The sequence below is a fragment of the Bradyrhizobium sp. 149 genome, from assembly GCF_023073915.1.
Lineage (GTDB): Bacteria > Pseudomonadota > Alphaproteobacteria > Rhizobiales > Xanthobacteraceae > Bradyrhizobium.
The window spans coordinates 319,472-336,143 of the sequence record NZ_JADPKK010000013.1; the positions used below are offsets into that span (position 1 = coordinate 319,472).

Annotated in this window: 10 protein-coding genes and 2 pseudogenes; 6 read left to right on the top strand and 6 right to left on the bottom strand. The window is 64.3% G+C overall.

The window, feature by feature from the left end; translation table 11 throughout:
- Positions 1-168: 168 nt before the first annotated feature.
- The 4 genes and pseudogenes from IVA88_RS06940 to IVA88_RS06955 all read left to right on the top strand — a co-directional run bounded on the left by IVA88_RS06940 (position 169) and on the right by IVA88_RS06955 (position 3,461).
- Positions 169-1,566 (top strand): TolC family outer membrane protein, encoded by a 1,398-nt coding sequence (locus tag IVA88_RS06940; protein WP_247496539.1) that lies wholly within the window; start codon positions 169-171, stop codon positions 1,564-1,566.
- 126 nt (positions 1,567-1,692) lie between these two features.
- Positions 1,693-2,655, top strand: a complete 963-nt coding sequence (locus IVA88_RS06945; protein WP_247496540.1) for an amidohydrolase family protein — start codon at positions 1,693-1,695, stop codon at positions 2,653-2,655.
- A 280-nt stretch (positions 2,656-2,935) separates the two neighbouring features.
- Positions 2,936-3,178: pseudogene (locus tag IVA88_RS06950) on the top strand (permease); the annotation flags it as partial.
- Positions 3,179-3,299: 121 nt separating this feature from the next.
- Positions 3,300-3,461: a hypothetical protein gene (locus IVA88_RS06955; protein ID WP_247496943.1), complete on the top strand. Its 162-nt coding sequence runs from the start codon at positions 3,300-3,302 to the stop codon at positions 3,459-3,461.
- Positions 3,462-3,470: 9 nt separating this feature from the next.
- On the opposite strand, the gene IVA88_RS06960 is transcribed toward IVA88_RS06955, so the two are convergent.
- The 3 genes from IVA88_RS06960 to IVA88_RS06970 form a co-directional block, all read right to left on the bottom strand.
- The gene (locus IVA88_RS06960) at positions 3,471-6,587 is read right to left on the bottom strand and encodes a CusA/CzcA family heavy metal efflux RND transporter (RefSeq protein WP_247496541.1); all 3,117 of its coding nucleotides are present in this window, start codon (positions 6,585-6,587) and stop codon (positions 3,471-3,473) included.
- Positions 6,588-6,611: 24 nt separating this feature from the next.
- Positions 6,612-7,856: an efflux RND transporter periplasmic adaptor subunit gene (locus IVA88_RS06965; protein WP_247496542.1), complete on the bottom strand. Its 1,245-nt coding sequence runs from the start codon at positions 7,854-7,856 to the stop codon at positions 6,612-6,614.
- A 156-nt stretch (positions 7,857-8,012) separates the two neighbouring features.
- On the bottom strand, positions 8,013-9,425 hold the full coding sequence (locus tag IVA88_RS06970) for a CoA transferase (RefSeq protein WP_247496543.1): 1,413 nt from the start codon (positions 9,423-9,425) through the stop codon (positions 8,013-8,015).
- A 52-nt stretch (positions 9,426-9,477) separates the two neighbouring features.
- On the opposite strand from IVA88_RS06970, the gene IVA88_RS06975 reads away from it, so the two are divergent.
- Both IVA88_RS06975 and IVA88_RS06980 read left to right on the top strand, forming a co-directional pair.
- Entirely contained in the window at positions 9,478-9,765 is a 288-nt protein-coding gene (locus tag IVA88_RS06975) for a hypothetical protein (RefSeq protein WP_211379005.1), read from the top strand.
- Positions 9,766-9,939: 174 nt separating this feature from the next.
- Positions 9,940-10,709, top strand: a pseudogene (locus tag IVA88_RS06980) (SDR family oxidoreductase).
- Between the two features lie 116 nt (positions 10,710-10,825).
- On the opposite strand, the gene IVA88_RS06985 reads toward IVA88_RS06980, so the two are convergent.
- The 3 genes from IVA88_RS06985 to IVA88_RS06995 are packed head-to-tail and all read right to left on the bottom strand — an operon-like array spanning position 10,826 to position 16,519.
- The gene (locus IVA88_RS06985; protein WP_247496544.1) at positions 10,826-14,248 is read right to left on the bottom strand and encodes an error-prone DNA polymerase; all 3,423 of its coding nucleotides are present in this window, start codon (positions 14,246-14,248) and stop codon (positions 10,826-10,828) included.
- Positions 14,245-15,834 carry a DNA polymerase Y family protein gene (locus tag IVA88_RS06990; RefSeq protein WP_247496545.1) on the bottom strand — a complete coding sequence of 530 codons (1,590 nt, stop codon included), beginning with the start codon at positions 15,832-15,834 and terminating at the stop codon, positions 14,245-14,247. Before IVA88_RS06990 ends, IVA88_RS06985 begins: the two co-directional genes overlap by 4 nt.
- Positions 15,725-16,519 carry a DNA repair protein gene (locus tag IVA88_RS06995; protein ID WP_247496546.1) on the bottom strand — a complete coding sequence of 265 codons (795 nt, stop codon included), beginning with the start codon at positions 16,517-16,519 and terminating at the stop codon, positions 15,725-15,727. The genes IVA88_RS06990 and IVA88_RS06995 overlap by 110 nt, the downstream gene beginning before the upstream one ends.
- Between the last annotated feature and the right edge of the window lie 153 nt (positions 16,520-16,672).

The window sequence follows — 16,672 nt, forward strand, 5'->3', positions numbered from 1 at the left end:
CTGTGACGCACCTGCAACAAGCACGGAATACATGGGGTTTTTCCCCGCGGCAGTTTGCCTGCGGGACCGGCGCTGGTTAAACAGCTAAGAGGGCCACCGTCGGCGGGGGCGGACAGCCGGGATTTGTGGGATTACATGATTGGGCGTGCCGCCAGAGCTGGTCGCGTGATGACGCGGCATCGATCGGGCGTGGCTCCTGTGCTCGCGACATGGACCACGCTGGCGCTCTGTTGCGCCCTGCCCTCCGCCGCATGGGCGGAAGCGCTGCCGGAGGCGCTCGCCAAAGCCTACCAGACCAATCCACAGCTCAATGCCGAGCGTGCGCGCCAGCGCGCCACCGACGAGAACGTGCCGCAGGCGCTCGCCGGCTACCGGCCGCAGATCGTGGCAAGTCTCAGCGCCGGGCTGCAATCGGTGCGCAATCTGCTGCCCGACAACACCATCCAGACCGCCAATCTGAAGCCGTGGATCATCGGCGTCACCGTGACGCAGACCCTGTTCAACGGTTTCCGCACCGCCAACAACGTGCGCGCCGCCGAACTCCAGGTGCAGTCGGGCCGCGAGGCGCTGCGCAACGTCGGCCAGGGCGTACTGCTCGACGCGGTCACCGCCTACACCAATGTGCTCGCCAACCAGTCGCTGGTCGAGGCGCAGCGCTCCAACGTTGCCTTCCTGCGCGAAACGCTCTCGGTCACCCAGCGCCGCCTCAACGCCGGCGATGTCACGCCGACCGACAGCGCCCAGGCCGAGGCGCGGCTCAACCGCGGGCTCGCCGATCTCAACGCCGCGGAAGTCGCGCTGGCGGTGAGCCAGGCGGTCTACGCGCAGGTCATCGGCAACGCGCCGTCGCAGCTTCGGGCCGCCGAAGTCGTCGACCGCTATCTGCCGAAGAGCCGCGAAGACGCGCTGACGATGGCGATCCGCCAGCACCCGGCGGTAATGGCGGCGGGCTTCGACGTCGATGTCGCCTCCACCAACATCCGCGTCGCCGAAGGCGCGCTGCTGCCGAGCGCCAGCATCCAGGGCAGCGCCAGTCGCAGCCGCAACAACGACCCGACGCTCGGCACCTTCGCCGAGGACCAGGCCTCGATCGTCGCCAACGTCACCGCGCCGATCTACGACGGCGGCCAGGCCGCCGCACAGACCCGGCAGGCCAAGGAGATCACGGCACAGAGCCGGCTCGTGCTCGATCAGGTGCGCAACCAGGCGCGCACGGCGGCGGTCAGTGCGTGGGTTGCCAATGAAGGCGCCAAGATCGCGGTCTCCGCTTCCGAGTCCGAGGTGAAGGCGGCAACCGTCGCGCTCCAGGGCGTGCAGCGCGAGGCCGCCGGAGGACAGCGCACGACGGTGGACGTGCTGAATTCGCAGGCCGATTTGATTCAGGCCAAGGCCCGCCTGATCGGCGCTAATCGCGACCGCGTGATCGCCTCCTACACGCTGCTCAGCGCCGTCGGCCATCTCGACGTCAAGACCTTGAGCCTGAACACGCCGGACTATCTGCCGGAGGTGCACTACCAGCAGGTCCGCGACGCCTGGCACGGCCTACGCACGCCATCGGGGCAGTAGACGCCCGGAACTCTCCTGCTCGCTGCTGCGAACATCGTGCCGTCCGGTTGGCCTTCTCAAGGCGGCTCACGGCTCGCTGATGTGATACTGTCGGTTAAGTACCAATATCGAAGCGGGAGAGAAACCATGCTCAGCCGACGCAGCGTCCTGCTTGCCTCCCTTGCCGCCGGAGTTGCCATGTCCAACAGAGCCCACGCACGTGCCGCGCAGCCCGCGACGCCCGTCAATTTCGACGTTCCGCTGCATGCATGCGACTGCCACACCCATATCCACGGCGATCCCGAAAAGTTTCCGTTCTTCGCTGGGCGCGTCTACACGCCCGAGCTGGCATCTCCGGAGGAAATGGCCGCACTGCACAACGCGCTGCATATGGAACGCGTGGTGATTGTCACCCCAAGTGTCTACGGAACCGACAATTCGTCGACCTTGTTTGGCATGAAAGCACGCGGCGCCAATGCTCGCGGCGTCGCCGTGATCGATGACAAGACGCCGGAGAGCGCGCTGGACACGATGCATCAGGACGGCTTCCGCGGCGTCCGCCTCAATCTCGCGACCGGCGGCGTCAATGACCCCAATGTCGGCCGCCCCCGCTTCACCGCCGCAGTCGAGCGCATGAAGGCGCGCGGCTGGCACGTGCAGCTCTACACCACGCTGCCGATGATCTCGGCGATCAAGGAACTCGTGCTGGCTTCACCTGTGCCCGCCGTGTTCGATCATTTTGGTGGGCCCGAGGCTTCGCTCGGGCTCGAGCAGCCGGGCTTTGCCGACCTGATCGAGCTCGTCAAATCCGGCAAGGCCTATGTGAAAATCTCCGGCGCCTACCGCTCGTCGAAGCTCGCACCCGATTATCAGGACATGGTTCCCTATGCCCGCGCGCTGATCACGGCGAATGCGGACCGCGTCGTCTGGGGCACGGACTGGCCGCATCCGGATTCGAGCCGCGTCGAGGGACGCAAAGCCACCGACGTTGCGCCCCTCTATCAGATCGACGACGGCCGCCTGCTCAACCAGCTTCCGGTGTGGGCACCGGACGCAAATCTGCGCAAGAAAATTCTCGTCGACAATCCCGCGCGACTCTACGGGTTCTGAGTCGCGACAGTCCGATTAGGTTCAGACGACTGCGATTTGATTCCATGCCGCGCCATGGAACTGTTGTCACGAGAGCACAACGATTTCGTCTCACACTAACGTGTTTGTGTTCCCGTTTGCTTTTCACCCGTTTGTCGAGGCGGCGATTCAACTTCACCGGTACGTACGCGGTCGCAGTTTATTTTTGTGTGGTCGCATGTCTTTGTCACATTATCTTGCCGCGCTTGTCTCCGGCATTGGAATTGGTTTCACCGTCGCCGCTCCCAACGGGCCAATGGGCATGCTGCGCATTCGGCGCACATTGGCATCGGGCATGGCCACGGGCCTCGCAGCCGGCTTCGGTGCAGCGACCGTGCATCTCACCTACAGTGCCCTTGCGGTTTTGGGACTCGGCTCACTGGCACAGCTCTGGGTCGAGGCCAACGCCGTCGGCTTCGGCATCGTCTGGGCGCTCACGCTGCTTTGGTTCGCGATCCGGACCCACCGCAGCTCCGTCGTGCTTCAGGAAGGTGAGGTCGACGAAGTACGCCTGATACGCGCCTATCTCAGCGCCATGGCGCTCGGGCTGACCAATCCACGGACGTCATCCTATTCCTGGCGGCGCTGCACAATCCGCCGCGGCGCCGCTGGTCGCGGGCGTCTTCTTGGGATCCGCCATCTGGTGGACCGTGCTCAGCACGATGGTGGCAACGGCGCGGTCACGGCTGACCCCGCGCATGCTGTCGATGAGCAGTCGATTAGCCAGCCTGATGCTGCTGGGCCTCGGCACCATGATGCTGGTGCGGATCGCGCAGCGAATGCTGTGACAGGCGGCGTCAGCGCGCGCGGCGGGAAAAGAAGGAGATCAGGACCGGCAGTGTCACCAGGATCACGACAGGGGCCAGCATCATGCCGGTGACCACGACCACCGCGAGCGGCTTCTGCACCTGCGAGCCGATGCCTTCCGATAGCGCCGCCGGCAAGAGGCCGATCCCGGCGACGACGCAGGTCATCAGCACGGGGCGAAGCTGCAGTTCGCCGGTGCGTATCACCGCGCTCATGCGGTCCATGCCCTCTTCGATGAGCTGATTGAACTGCGACAGGATGATGATGCCGTCCATCACGGCGATGCCGAACAGCGCGATGAAGCCGATCGCCGCCGAGACGCTGAAGGCGGTGCCGGTGATCAAGAGACCGAGCACGCCGCCGAAGATCGCCATCGGGATCACGCTCATGGCGAGCAGCGTGTCGGTCATCGAGCCGAAATTGAACCAGAGCAGGATGCCGATCAGCGCGAGCGAGATCGGCACCACGATCGACAATCGCCGGATCGCGTCCTGGAGATTGCCGAATTCGCCGACCCAGTCCATGTGCGCGCCGGGCGGCAGCTGCACCTGAGCGGCGATCTTCTGCTGCGCCTCGCGGATCGCGCTGCCGAGATCGCGCTCACGCACCGAGAACTTGATCGGCAGGTAGCGTTCCTGCTGCTCGCGATAGATGTAGGCCGCGCCCGAGACGAGGCTGATGGTCGCGACCTCGCTGAGGGGGATCTGCGTGACGGTGCCGTTCGGTCCGGGCGCGCCGATCCGCAAATTCTGGATCGCCTCGGCGCTTCTGCGGAATTCCGGCGCAAGGCGAACGATGATCGGGAAGTGGCGATCGCTTCCCGCCTCATAGATGTCGCCGGCGGTGTCGCCGCCGATCGCGACCTTGATGGTGGCGTTGATGTCGCCCGGCGCAAGGCCATAGCGCGCGGCCTTGGCACGGTTGATGTCGATCTGGATGGTCGGCTGCCCGAGCGAGGTGAACACCGCAAGGTCGGTGACGCCCTGCACGGTTGCCAGCACCGACTTGATCTTGTTGGCGGTGTCGGTCAGCGCCTGGAGATCGCTGCCGAACAGCTTGATCGAGTTCTCACCCTTCACGCCGGACACGGCCTCGGAGACATTGTCCTGGAGATATTGCGAGAAGTTGAACTCGACGCCGGGGAAGCGATCGTCGAGCTGCTTGAGCAGTTGCGCAGTCAGCTCTTCCTTGTCGCGGGTGCCGGGCCATTGGCTGGCGGGCTTGAGCGGCGCGAAGAACTCGGCGTTGAAGAAGCCGGCAGCGTCGGTGCCGTCATCGGGACGGCCGTGCTGCGACACCACGGATTCCACTTCAGGCCGCGCGCGGATCACCTTGCGCATCTCGTTGACGTAGGAGTTGCCTTCCTGGAGCGAGATGGTCGGCGGCAGCGTCGCACGTATCCAGAGATTGCCCTCCTCCAGCTTGGGCAGGAATTCGAGGCCAAGCAACCGGCTGAGCGCAACCGTCATCAACACGAGGCCGAGCGCGCCACCGAGCATGATGCCGCGATTGGCGACCGCCCAATTCAGCACCGGCATGTAGATCCGGTGCAGGATCAGCATTACCCTGGTCTCGGTCTCCCTGACATGCGCGGGCAGGATGATCGCTGATAGCGCCGGGGTGACGGTGAAGGTCGCAAGCAGCCCGCCGGCGAGCGCGTAGGCATAGGTCCGGGCCATCGGCCCGAAGATGTTGCCCTCGACGCCGGAGAGCGTGAACAGCGGCAGGAAGGCCGCGATGATGATTGCCGCGGCAAAGAAGATCGAGCGCGAGACATCGGCCGCCGCGCTGAGGATGGCGTGACTTTTCATGCCGAACAGCGTCTCGGACGACATCTGTTCGGATTCCGACATCGGCGTCGTCTGCGTCAGGCGTCGGAAGATCGCCTCCACCATGATCACGGTGGCATCGACGATCAGACCAAAATCGATCGCGCCGACCGACAGCAGGTTCGCCGATTCCCCGCGCAGCACCAGGATGATCACCGCGAAGAACAGCGCGAACGGAATGGTGGCGCCGACGATCAGCGCACTGCGGAGATCACCGAGGAAGATCCACTGCAGCAGCACGATCAGCAGAATGCCGATCACCATGTTGTGCAGCACGGTGTGGGTGGTGAGGTCGATCAGGTCCCCGCGGTCGTAGATGCGCTCGATGCGGACGCCGGGCGGCAGGATGCTGGAGTCGTTGATGGTTTGAACGAGCTGGTGGACACGCTTGATGGTTGGCGAACTCTGTTCGCCACGGCGCATCAGGACGATGCCTTGCACGATGTCGTCGGACTCGTCGAGGCCCGCAATGCCGAGACGGGGCTTCTGGCCGACGGTGACGGTGGCGACGTCCTTGACCAGCACCGGATTGCCGTTGATCTGCGCCACCATGGTGTTGGCGAGGTCGTCGATTGAGCGGATCAGGCCGACGCCGCGCACCACGGCCGATTGCTGACCGATATTGACGGTGTTGCCGCCGACATTGACGTTGGAATTGCCGACCGCCTGGAGCAGTTGCGGCAGCGTCAGGCCGTTGGCAACGAGCTTGTTGAAATCGACCTGGAGCTCGTAGGTCTTGCTCTTGCCGCCCCAGCCGGTGACGTCGATCACGCCGGGCACGGCACGAAAGCGCCGCTGCAGGATCCAGTCCTGGATGGTCTTGAGGTCGAGCACGCTGTAGTTCGGCGGACCGACGAGACGGTAGCGGAAGATTTCGCCGATTGGGCTGAGCGGCGAGATCTGCGGCTGCACGTTGCCGGGCAGCGGCGCGAGCTGCGCCAGGCGGTTCAAGACCTGCTGCAGCGCCTCGTCATAGGTGTAGGCGAAGGAGAACTGCAGTTTGACGTCGGAGAGGCCGTAGAGCGAGATGGTGCGAATGGTCGTCAGGTTCTTCAGACCTGCGACCTGGGTCTCGATCGGAATCGTGATGTAGCGCTCGATCTCTTCCGCCGAGAGACCCGGGCTCTGCGTCACGATGTCGACCATCGGCGGGGTCGGATCGGGATAGGCCTCGATGTTGAGCTGGTTGAACGCAATCAGGCCGCCGATGAGCACGGCGACGAACATCCCGACCATCAGGAAGCGCCGGTTGACGGCAAGGGCGACGAGGCGATCCATTCAGCTCTTTTTCTTGGTAGTCGATCAGCTGCCGGACGCCGCGCGGTCGATGAACAGGCTGCCTTTGGTGACGACCTGCTCGCCGGGCTTCAGATTGCTGGTGACCTCGACGAGGTTGCCATTGATGAGGCCGATCTTGATCTCGCGCAGTTCGACCGACTTGTCCTCGCGTGCGACCCAGAGGCGGACCTTGTCGGCTTCGTAGATCAAGGCCTGCTTCGGCACCGCTGGCGCGGCGCGGTCGCCAGCCGCATAGATCGTGACATTGGCGAACATCTCCGGCTTCAGCAGGCCGTCCTTGTTGTCGATGGTGGCGCGGACCAGTAGGCGGCGGGTGCTCGGATCGATCGCGGCGGCGACGTAGTTGATCTTGGCGGTCAAGGGGCGGCCCGGCAGCGCCATCACGTTGACGCTGATGTCCTGCCCGATGCACACGGCAGCCGCATCGCTCTCGCGCACGAAGGCGGTGAGCCAGACCGTGGAGAGGTCGCCGACCACGAAGACCGGATCGCTGGCGCCGGAATTAACGTACTGGCCGGGGCCGATTTTGCGCTGCACGACCGTGCCCGCGATCGGCGAATAGATCGTGACTTCCGGATTGATGACGCCCTTGTCCTGGAAGACCTTGATGGTCTCGTCGGTGAAGCCGAGGATGCGCAGCTTGTTGCGCGCGGCCTCCAGCGCCGTCGCCGACGAGCGCATGTCGTTCTGCGCCTGAACCTGGTTCGCTTCCGCCTGCTGATAGTCCTTCAGCGGGATGGCACGGCCCTCGTAAAGGTCCTTGGCGCGCTTGAACTGGATGTCGGCAAGATCGATCGCCGACTTCGCTTTATTCTGCGAGCTCATCGCCGCAATGAAATCGTTCTGGGCCTGCACCGTGTCGGCGGCCTCGATCGTGAACAGCGGTTGACCTTGCTTCAGCATCTCGCCGGGCTTGGCGAGCAGCTTGGTCACCCGGCCTGCATAGGGCGAAAACACCGGCGTCGAACGGTCCTCGTCGACCGCGACCTTGCCCTCCGTGACATACTCGGCGCGAAAGGTCTTGGCCTTGACCGGCTCGATCGTCAGCGTCGCCCATTCCGACGGCGTCGGCGTGAAGTTCTGCGCATTCCTGCGCGACTGGCTGGAAATCTCGGAATGGCTCTTCTCCTTGGCTCCCACACGGAGGAAGCCGTAGGCCCCGGCACCGGCGAGAGCTAGTAAAACTACGGATGTAATCACCCGCCGTTTTGTAAGCACCTGCAATCGCTTGGTATTTTCAACTACCATTGGGCCCGGTCATGTCTGCGACGATACCGGCGGATGCCTGCCTTATCGGTCGCGCTAATAGTGCTGAATTGTGATTTCAAACAACCTAAAAAACGCCGGGCGCCTTTCGGTTTGCGTTAAAATTTTGCGACGCGTCAGCTCCAAGTAAGCTCCGCGTCAGCTTCTCACCGGCCACTGTGCCGGATGACTGCCGAGCGGCATCGCCGGACGGCTCCATTGCGCCGGCGTCTTCGACAGCAGTGCTGAATGGCGCACCGCCTTCAACGTGCCGAAGCCAGATGGCACGCTCTCGATGAATGCAGCATGTACGGCGTCCCCCGTAATATCCGGGGTGTTCAGGCCACCTTCGAGCCGTCCGAGATTCCACAGCCAGCGCCCGGTCTGCGCCAGCGACACGCGCACGTGCCAGCTGCCGCCTTCGCAGGCCTGGCGGGCCTTGGCCATCATCGCGCCGAACGCCATCAGATAGCCGGTGGCGTGGTCGAGCATCTGCGCCGGCAATTCCTTCGGTCCATCGATGCCGGCGGCCTGTCCCTCGGCATGGTTGAAGCCGGTCGTGGTCTGTACCAGCGAATCGAAGCCGCGTCGCTCGGCCCACGGACCGGCATTGCCATAGGCCGACAGCGTCACGTAGACGATGCCGGGATTGATTTTCGCTGCGTCCTCCGGCGCGAAGCCGAGAGCGGCGAGCGCGCGCGGGCGATAGCCTTGCGAGAAGATGTCGGCGTCCTTCAACAGCGCCCTCATCTGCGCTCTGCCCGCCTCGCTCTTCAGCTCGATGAAGGCGGTGAGCTTGCCGCGGCCGGTGTCGATGGTCAGCCACGGAATGGCCGGCAGCTCGGGGCCTGAGACGAGCAGCACATCCGCGCCGTGCGCGGCGAGCGTGCGGCCGGCGACGGGGCCCGCGATGACGCGAGAGAGATCGAGCACCCGCAGGCCCGAGAGCGGACGATCGCCGGTCGACAGTGCTTGCGGCCACGGCTTCGGCGGGGCTTCGCCGATCTTCTCGATCGAGACCAGCGGCAATTCGGCGAGGGCGCGGGCCTGCGGCAGCGCCGACCATTCGTCGTAGGAACGCATCAGGGCAACGACGCCGCCCGCGGCATAGGCCGCAGTCTCGAAATCCTCGCCCTTCCATTGCATCAATGCGGCCTGCACCTTCTCGCGCTCGGGTTCGGAGCCGAGCACCTTGCAGACGGCGTCGCGATGATGCGGGAAATTGGTGTGGCAGCGGACGAAGCGGTTGTCGCCGGTCCTGTAGACGCCGGCGATGGCGTCCCAGGCGGGTGGCGGCGGCTTGTCATCGACGCGCAAATAGCGCTCGGAGCGGCATTCGACGACGACATGGCGCATGTCGACGGAGACATCCTGCACTTCGCCGCTGCGCAATCGCCAGATTTCTACGGCGGCGAGGCCGGCGGCGGCGATCGTCGTCTGGCCGGCGACGGCGACGCGGAAGGAGGACGGGATTTGCGGCTCCTCGCCCGTTAGCCGCACGCGCGCGAGCGCGGCGGCGTCGCCGCCGGCGGAAGTCCAGATATCGCTGAGAATGCTGGCAGGGCTTTGCATGGCCGCTTCTCTCCCCTAGCTTTGCGACCTTGCATTAGCACAGAGGAACGCAATGGCCGCCATCGATCCCCTCACCGCAGGCGCCGTATTCATCGCAACGGCGGCAACCGACGCGGTCTATGTCATGTTCACCTCGGCCGTGATCGCGCGCAAGCGTGTGCCCGCGGCGAACTGGAGCGCGGTCTGGTACCTGCTCTCCTCCTACGCGGTGATCAGTTACACGGAAAATGCTTTCTATGTGGCTTTCGCCGCGATCGGCTCCTGGGCCGGCGCCTACGTCTCGCTGACATTCCTGCACCGTCCGCCCGGCGGCCCGCCGGTGGGGGCGGCGCCGGAGTGAGGCCCGCTGTTTCCACACCGTCATTGCGAGCGAAACGAAGCAATCCAGAATCTTTCCGCGGTGACAGTCTGGATTGCTTCGTCGCAAGAGCTCCTCGCAACGACGATGTGGAGGCTTTTGGGCGTCCCTCGAAACAGCTACACTCGCTGCGACCAACAAAAAGGAAAGCCAACAATGGATCTCGGTCTCAAGGGCAAGAACGCCATCGTGCTCGGCGGCACCCGCGGCATCGGGCGGGCGATTGCGGCGACGCTGGCCGGCGAAGGTACCAATGTCGCGGTGTGTGCACGCAACGCCGATCAGGTTGCCGCCACCGTCGCGGAGTTGAAGGCCAGCGGGATCCGCGCGACCGGCGGCCCGGTCGACGTCACCGACGGCGCGGCACTGAAATCCTGGATCGAGAATGCCGCAAAGGAGCTTGGCGGCATCGACATGCTGTTCTCCAACGCGGGCGCGATGGCGCAGGGCCATGATGCCGCATCGTGGGAGCAGAATTTTCGGCTCGACCTGCTCGGCGCCGTGCATGCGTTCGACGCCGCACGGCCGTTCCTCGAGGCCAGCGGTGCGAGCAGCGGCGACGCCGCCTTCGTCATCATCTCCTCGATCTCCGCGGCGCAAGCGGACACGGCGAGTTCCTACGGCCCGATCAAGGCGGCACTGATCCACATGGCGAAGGGGCTGGCGCGGCAGTACGCGAAGAAGAAGATCCGCGTCAACGTGGTCTCGCCCGGCACGGTCTATTTCAAGGGCGGCGTCTGGAATACGTCGAGCAGAACATGCCAAAACGCTACGAGGATGCGCTGAGCCGCAATCCGACCGGCCGCATGGCGACGCCGCAGGAGATCGCGAGTGCGGCGGTGTTTCTGGCAAGCCCGGTGTCGTCGTTCACCACGGGCTCCAATCTGGTCGTGGATGGCGCGATCTCGAGCCGGGTGAATTTTTAGAACATGATCGTCATTGCGAGCGCAGCGAAGCAATCCAGAGTCTTTCCGCGGTGACAGTCTGGATTGCTTCGCTGCGCTCGCAATGACGGCGTGGCGACAAGCCCGCGCTACAGCCTTCAATGGAAATCCCGCGACGGCGGCAGGATGCGAACGTTGCGGGGATGGCGGAGTTTTTGCGCAGGCGCATCCGCGTGGGCGCGGGGGTCGTCATTGAGCGGCTCAATCGTGGCGGCGCCGGCCGGCATCGAATGCTTGCGGCTCAGGGCGTCGTTGGCGAGGCCGACCAGATCGTGCGAGCGGTCGATCATGCGCTGGGCGATGAGGTGCGTCACCTTTTCGGGGCTGCTCTGGACGTAGCCTTCGACCAGAATGAGGCGCGCGCCCATCACCTCCTTGCGGTACTGCTCCATGATCTTGGGCCACACCACGACATTGGCGATGCCGGTCTCGTCCTCCAGTGTCATGAACACGACGCCACTGGCGCTGCCCGGCCGCTGCCGTACCAGGACCACGCCGGCACAGCGGACGCGGCGCCGCTCGTTGGCATGATTGATGTCCTTGCAGGCGACGATGCGCTCGTGCGTAAACATCTCGCGCAAAAATTCCATCGGATGGCCTTTGAGTGAAAGGCGAATGGTCTGGTAGTCCGCGACCACCTGTTCGGCACGCGGCATCACCGGCAACGGTTTTGCGTGCTCGTCCGGCTGCTCGCGTGCGGTGGCCGCCTCGAACAACGGCAACGGCACATCGTCGGGCAGGCGCCGCACCTGCCACAGCGCCTCCCGGCGGTCGAGCCCGAGCGAACGGAACGCGTCGGCATCGGCGAGCAGGATCAGCGCGCGCTTGGGCAGTCCGGTGTCGCGGGCGAAGTCTTCCAGCGAGGTGAAGGGCCGGCGGTTGCGCGCGACGACGATGCGGTCGGCCCAGTCCTGGGCTGTCCGCACATCGTCATTCCCTAGCGCGCCACTTGGCCTGGATTTCGGGGTCGCACTTTGCGCGCCCCGGAATGACAATTGAGAACGTTTCAGCCTCTCCTCATCCTGATCGAGCCAATGGAAACCGTCGATCTGGCGGAAGCCCAGGCGGACGGCGCAATATTTGCCGCTCCCCTCCTCCAGCGTATTCTGCGCAAAGCTGTAGGACACGTCGATGTCGCGCACCTCGACGCCGTTCTTGCGGGCGTCGCTGACGATCTGCGCCGGGGCGTAAAAGCCCATCGGCTGCGAGTTCAGCAGGCCGCAGCAGAAGGCATCAGGGTGATAATGCTTCAGCCATGAGGAGATGTAGACAAGCTGCGCGAAGCTTGCGGCATGGCTCTCCGGAAAGCCGTAACTGCCAAAACCCTTGATCTGTTCGAAGCAGTTTCTGGCGAAATCAGGCGCATAGCCGCGCGCGATCATGTTGCTGGTCATCCTGTCTTCGAAGGTGCCGATGGTGCCAGCATTGCGGAACGTCGCCATCGCACGGCGGAGGCCGTTGGCCTCCTCGGCCGTGAACTTTGCGGCCTCGATTGCGATTCGCATCGCCTGCTCCTGGAACAAGGGCACGCCGAGCGTCTTGTGCAGCACTCTGTAAAGCTCATCCTTGTCGCCATGATCCGGTGACGGCGATGGATAGTTCACTTTTTCCAGGCCGTTCCGCCGCCGCAAATAGGGATGCACCATATCGCCCTGGATCGGTCCCGGCCGCACGATAGCGACCTCGATGACGAGATCGTAGAAGGTCCGCGGTTTCAGGCGCGGCAGCATGTTCATCTGCGCACGGCTCTCGACCTGGAACACGCCGAGTGACTCTCCATCGCAGAGCATGTCGTAGACCTTGGGATCGTCCTGCGGGACGCTCGCCAGCACCCAGCGTTTTCCTTTGTACTGCTCGATCAGATCAAAGCACTTGCGGATGCAGGTCAGCATGCCCAGTGCGAGTACGTCGACCTTCATCATGCTGAGCGCGTCGACATCGTCCTTGTCCCATTCGATGAAGGTGCGATCGTCCATCGCGGCATTGCCGATCGGCACATAGGTGTCGAGCCGGTCTTGCGTGAGCACATAGCCGCCGACATGCTGGGACAGATGACGCGGGAATTCGATCAACTCGGTCGCGAGCTCGACCGCGAGGTTGATCATGGAATTTTGCGGATCGAGGCCGGCCTGCCTGACCTGCATGTCGTTGAGGCCCTTGCCCCAGCTGCCCCAGACGGTGTCGGCGAGTGCGGCGGTGACATCCTCGGTCAGGCCTAGCGCCTTGCCGACGTCGCGGATGGCGCTGCGCGGGCGATAATGAATGACGGTAGCGATGATCGCGGCGCGATGGCGGCCGTAACGACGATAGACATATTGCATCACCTCCTCGCGCCGCGAATGCTCGAAATCGACGTCGATGTCGGGCGGCTCCAGTCGTTCCTTGGAGATGAAGCGCTCGAACAGCAGATCGACCTTGGTCGGATCGACCGAGGTGATGCCGAGCACGTAGCAGACCGCCGAATTCGCCGCCGATCCCCGCCCCTGGCACAAGATGTTCTGGCTGCGCGCGTAATGCACGATGTCGTGCACGGTGAGAAAGTAATGCGCGTATTTCAGCTCGGCGATCAGCGCGAGTTCTTTGTTGAGCGTCGCGCGCAGCTTCTCGTCGATCTTGCCGCCAAAATATTTGTCGACACCGGCCCAGGTCAGATCCTCCAGGTGCCCTTGCGCGGTCTTGCCCCGCGGCACCGGCTCGTCCGGATACTGGTATTTGAGCTGATCGAGCGAAAAGGTGATCTTGTCCGCAAAGCGCATGGTCTCCGCGATAGCCTCAGGAAAATCGCGGAACAGCCGCGCCATCTCCCTGGGCGTCTTCAGAAACCGCTCTGCATTGGCTTCCAGCTTCCGGCCGACCGCCTCGATCGTGGTCTTTTCCCGGATGCAGGTCAGCACGTCCTGCAGAGCACGGCGCGCGGGATGGTGATAGAGCACCTCGTTGGTCGCAAGCAGCGGCACTTTTGCTTTTATGGCGAGATCATCGTGCTGCGCGAGGCGGCGCCGGTCGTCACCACGATAGACCAGGCTCGCTGCCAGCCACACGCCCTCGGCCCGACTTGCCTTCAGCTTGGCGAGAATGTCCTGCGCTTGCGTCGCATCAAAGCGATGCGGCAGCGTCAGGATCAGGAGCTGGCCTTCGGAAAACGCAAGGAGGTCGGCGAAGGTGAGATGACACTCGCCCTTCTCGATCCGCGTAATGTCGTCGCCGCGCTTGCCCCTGGTGAGAAGCTGGCACAGCCGGCCATAGGCAGCGCGGTCCCGCGGATAGACCAGAATATCGGGCGTACCGTCGATGAAGACGATGCGCGTGCCGATCAGAAGCTTCGGCTTGTGCAGCACCGCGTCATTGTCGAGCTCCTTGTAGGCGCGCACCACGCCGGCGAGCGTGTTGTGATCGGCAATGCCGAGCGCGGGAATGCCGAGGATACTGGCCTGGTGCACATAGGCGCGCGGATCCGAGCCGCCGCGCAGGAAGGAGAAATTCGTGGTGATGCCGATCTCGGCATAAGCGGACGTATTCATGCGAAGAGACCGTGCACATACCAACCGGGAGGAGCAGGCTTGCCGTCGTCATCGAAGCACTCCCCCTCGTAAAGACCGTCGCGAAAGATCCAGAAGCGAAGGCCCTCGGCATCCTCGATACGGAAATAATCCCGCGTCAGTTGCTTGCCGTCCTGCCGCCACCATTCCATAGCGATGCGCTCGGGGCCTTCCACCCGCACCACCGCATGCAGCGCGCGGCGCCAGGTGAATTGATGCGGCGGGCCGTCGGGCACGGTCGCGAACGGCACATTGATCGGCTCCGGCTTGTCGAACAGCCGCAAGGGGCGCAGCGGCGGCTCACTCTCGGTGCGCGCTGGCCATTCGGCCTGCAAGGCCACGGCTAGATGATGTTGCGCCGGCGCGGCCAGCACTGCACATTCGGGGATATGCGTATCCTCAGGCAGGTGCACGACGACCCGCTTTCCGCCGATGCGCGCGGCGATGCGGTCGATCAGCGCGGCAAGCTCGTCATTGTCGTGGACATGGGCATCGAGATCGCGCTGCTCCTGCACCACGATCTCGGTGCGGCTTGCCGACAGCCGCACCATGTCGAAGCCGAAACCGGGATCGAGGGGATCGGCGAGCGCATCGAGGCGCTCGCGGAACAGCCGGTCGACCACCGCACTTCGTGTCACGGGACGCCCGGTCTCGACCATGATCGCGCGCACCGCGCCGTCGGTGCGGAAGAAGGCGGCCTCGAGCCGGCGCGCGCCCTTGCCCTGCTTCTCCATCGATGCGATCAACGTGTCGGCGAGCCGCGACAGCGTCATCGCGATCATTGTGTCGGTCGCGATCGGCTCGGCAAAGCGTTTCTCCACGATGTAATCGGGCAGCGGCTTTCGTGGATTGATCGGCGCATCGCCCTGCCCCAGCGCATGCGCGAGCAGCGTGGAGAATCGTGCGCCGAACCGCGCCGTGATTTCGCTCGGCGTGCGCGAGGCGACATCACCGATGGTTTTCAGGCCGGCGCGTCGCAGGCCGGTGCTGATAGTCTCGCCCGCGCCGAGCGCGGACACGGGAAACCGGCTGATCGCCGCCGCCTCCCCGCCATCGGCAACGATGCTACCAGATGCCTGCCGCGTCAGCGTGCGCGCGCAGACCGAGGTGCCGGCGATCGCCGCGCTGACGGCAAAACCTTGCCGCCCAAGCGCCCGGACGAGGGTCTGCAACAGCGCAGCCTCGCCGCCGAACAGATGCGCGCAGCCGGTGATGTCGAGGAACAATCCGTGCGGCGGATCGAGCGCCACCAGCGGCGTGAAACGATCGCACCAGTCGGCGATGTCGCTGATCGTCTTCGCATCGGCCACGGCATCAGCGTCGAACACCTTTAAATCCGGACACATCGCCCGGGCATTGGCCAGGGGCTGGCCGATATGCAGACCGAGCCGCTCGGCGGCCTCGTCCAGTGCATGGATCACCAGCGCGTTGTTGTCCTTGGCAACGACGATGCTGGGCTCATCCGGCGAGCCGCTGCCCATTTGCAAAAACCGCTGGATCCGGTCGATGGGCAGGCGCGGCAGCCACAGGCTGAGGATACGCCGACGATTCAGAGAACTGGCACTCATCACATTTCCATTCCATGATCCACCGGCCGCACGGGCCATGACGATTGCGCAGGAGCTCGGCATCGAAGCGCGGCGCGCCCCAGGCACTCCACACCGGCCCCGGTGGCGAATGCGCCGCGCGCAGCATCCATCTGGTCTCTGCGGTCGAGGGCAAAGGTTGCGCGGCCATCCGCAGCAACAGGCCGGTCACGCCTGAAGACTGCGCGGCCAATGTCAGCTTGCGGCTCGCCACGAGATCGAACTGCCTGGTCTCACCCCAGAGCTCGAGCACGACGGCACCCAGCGCGTCGCAGGCGAGCGCATCGGCCGAAGTCCGTAGCGCACTCTCCACGTCGGCGGCGCGCACCATCACCATGCGGCGCGGATCGAGACCGATCTCGGCGAGCCCGCTCATCGACAGCGCGCCGGTTTCAATTTCTGAAAAATCCTGCCGCACCCACAGCAGCGGTTTGCGTGTCGTCACGCGCCCCGCAAGTCCGGTGACAAAGCCCGTCGCGGCCGCGCCATGACGTCCATCGCAAAACACCTCGTGGATTGCCGCGCGCGCGAGCCCGCCCTTCAGCGCGCTGTCGGCCTCGCTATGGCCGAGCGCGACGCGGTCGCGATGATGCACGACCTCCGCCGTCTCGATGCGCTCGATCTGGCCGCGCAAGGTCGCAAGCGCGCTTCTTCGTGCGCCGCTCATGCTCGCCGCTCCATCAGGGTGATTGCCGGTGGCTCTCAAAAAGGAGAACCAACGACTGGCTCAATTGTTCATGATATGTTCTAATATAAAGCTAACGGCGCCCTTGGAGTCAATCGAATTGGCACTCTTCGGGATTCATAAGCCGAATCAAAG

What these genes read in the sequence shown, in the direction of transcription:
- IVA88_RS06940 (WP_247496539.1), top strand. Translation starts at nt 169, where the DNA reads ATGACGCGGCATCGATCGGGCGTGGCTCCTGTGCTCGCGACATGGACC.
- IVA88_RS06995 (WP_247496546.1), bottom strand. Translation starts at nt 16,519, where the DNA reads ATGAGCGGCGCACGAAGAAGCGCGCTTGCGACCTTGCGCGGCCAGATC.
- IVA88_RS06965 (WP_247496542.1), bottom strand. Translation starts at nt 7,856, where the DNA reads ATGGTAGTTGAAAATACCAAGCGATTGCAGGTGCTTACAAAACGGCGG.
- IVA88_RS06970 (WP_247496543.1), bottom strand. Translation starts at nt 9,425, where the DNA reads ATGCAAAGCCCTGCCAGCATTCTCAGCGATATCTGGACTTCCGCCGGC.
- IVA88_RS06975 (WP_211379005.1), top strand. Translation starts at nt 9,478, where the DNA reads ATGGCCGCCATCGATCCCCTCACCGCAGGCGCCGTATTCATCGCAACG.
- IVA88_RS06960 (WP_247496541.1), bottom strand. Translation starts at nt 6,587, where the DNA reads ATGGATCGCCTCGTCGCCCTTGCCGTCAACCGGCGCTTCCTGATGGTC.
- IVA88_RS06990 (WP_247496545.1), bottom strand. Translation starts at nt 15,834, where the DNA reads ATGAGTGCCAGTTCTCTGAATCGTCGGCGTATCCTCAGCCTGTGGCTG.
- IVA88_RS06985 (WP_247496544.1), bottom strand. Translation starts at nt 14,248, where the DNA reads ATGAATACGTCCGCTTATGCCGAGATCGGCATCACCACGAATTTCTCC.
- IVA88_RS06945 (WP_247496540.1), top strand. Translation starts at nt 1,693, where the DNA reads ATGCTCAGCCGACGCAGCGTCCTGCTTGCCTCCCTTGCCGCCGGAGTT.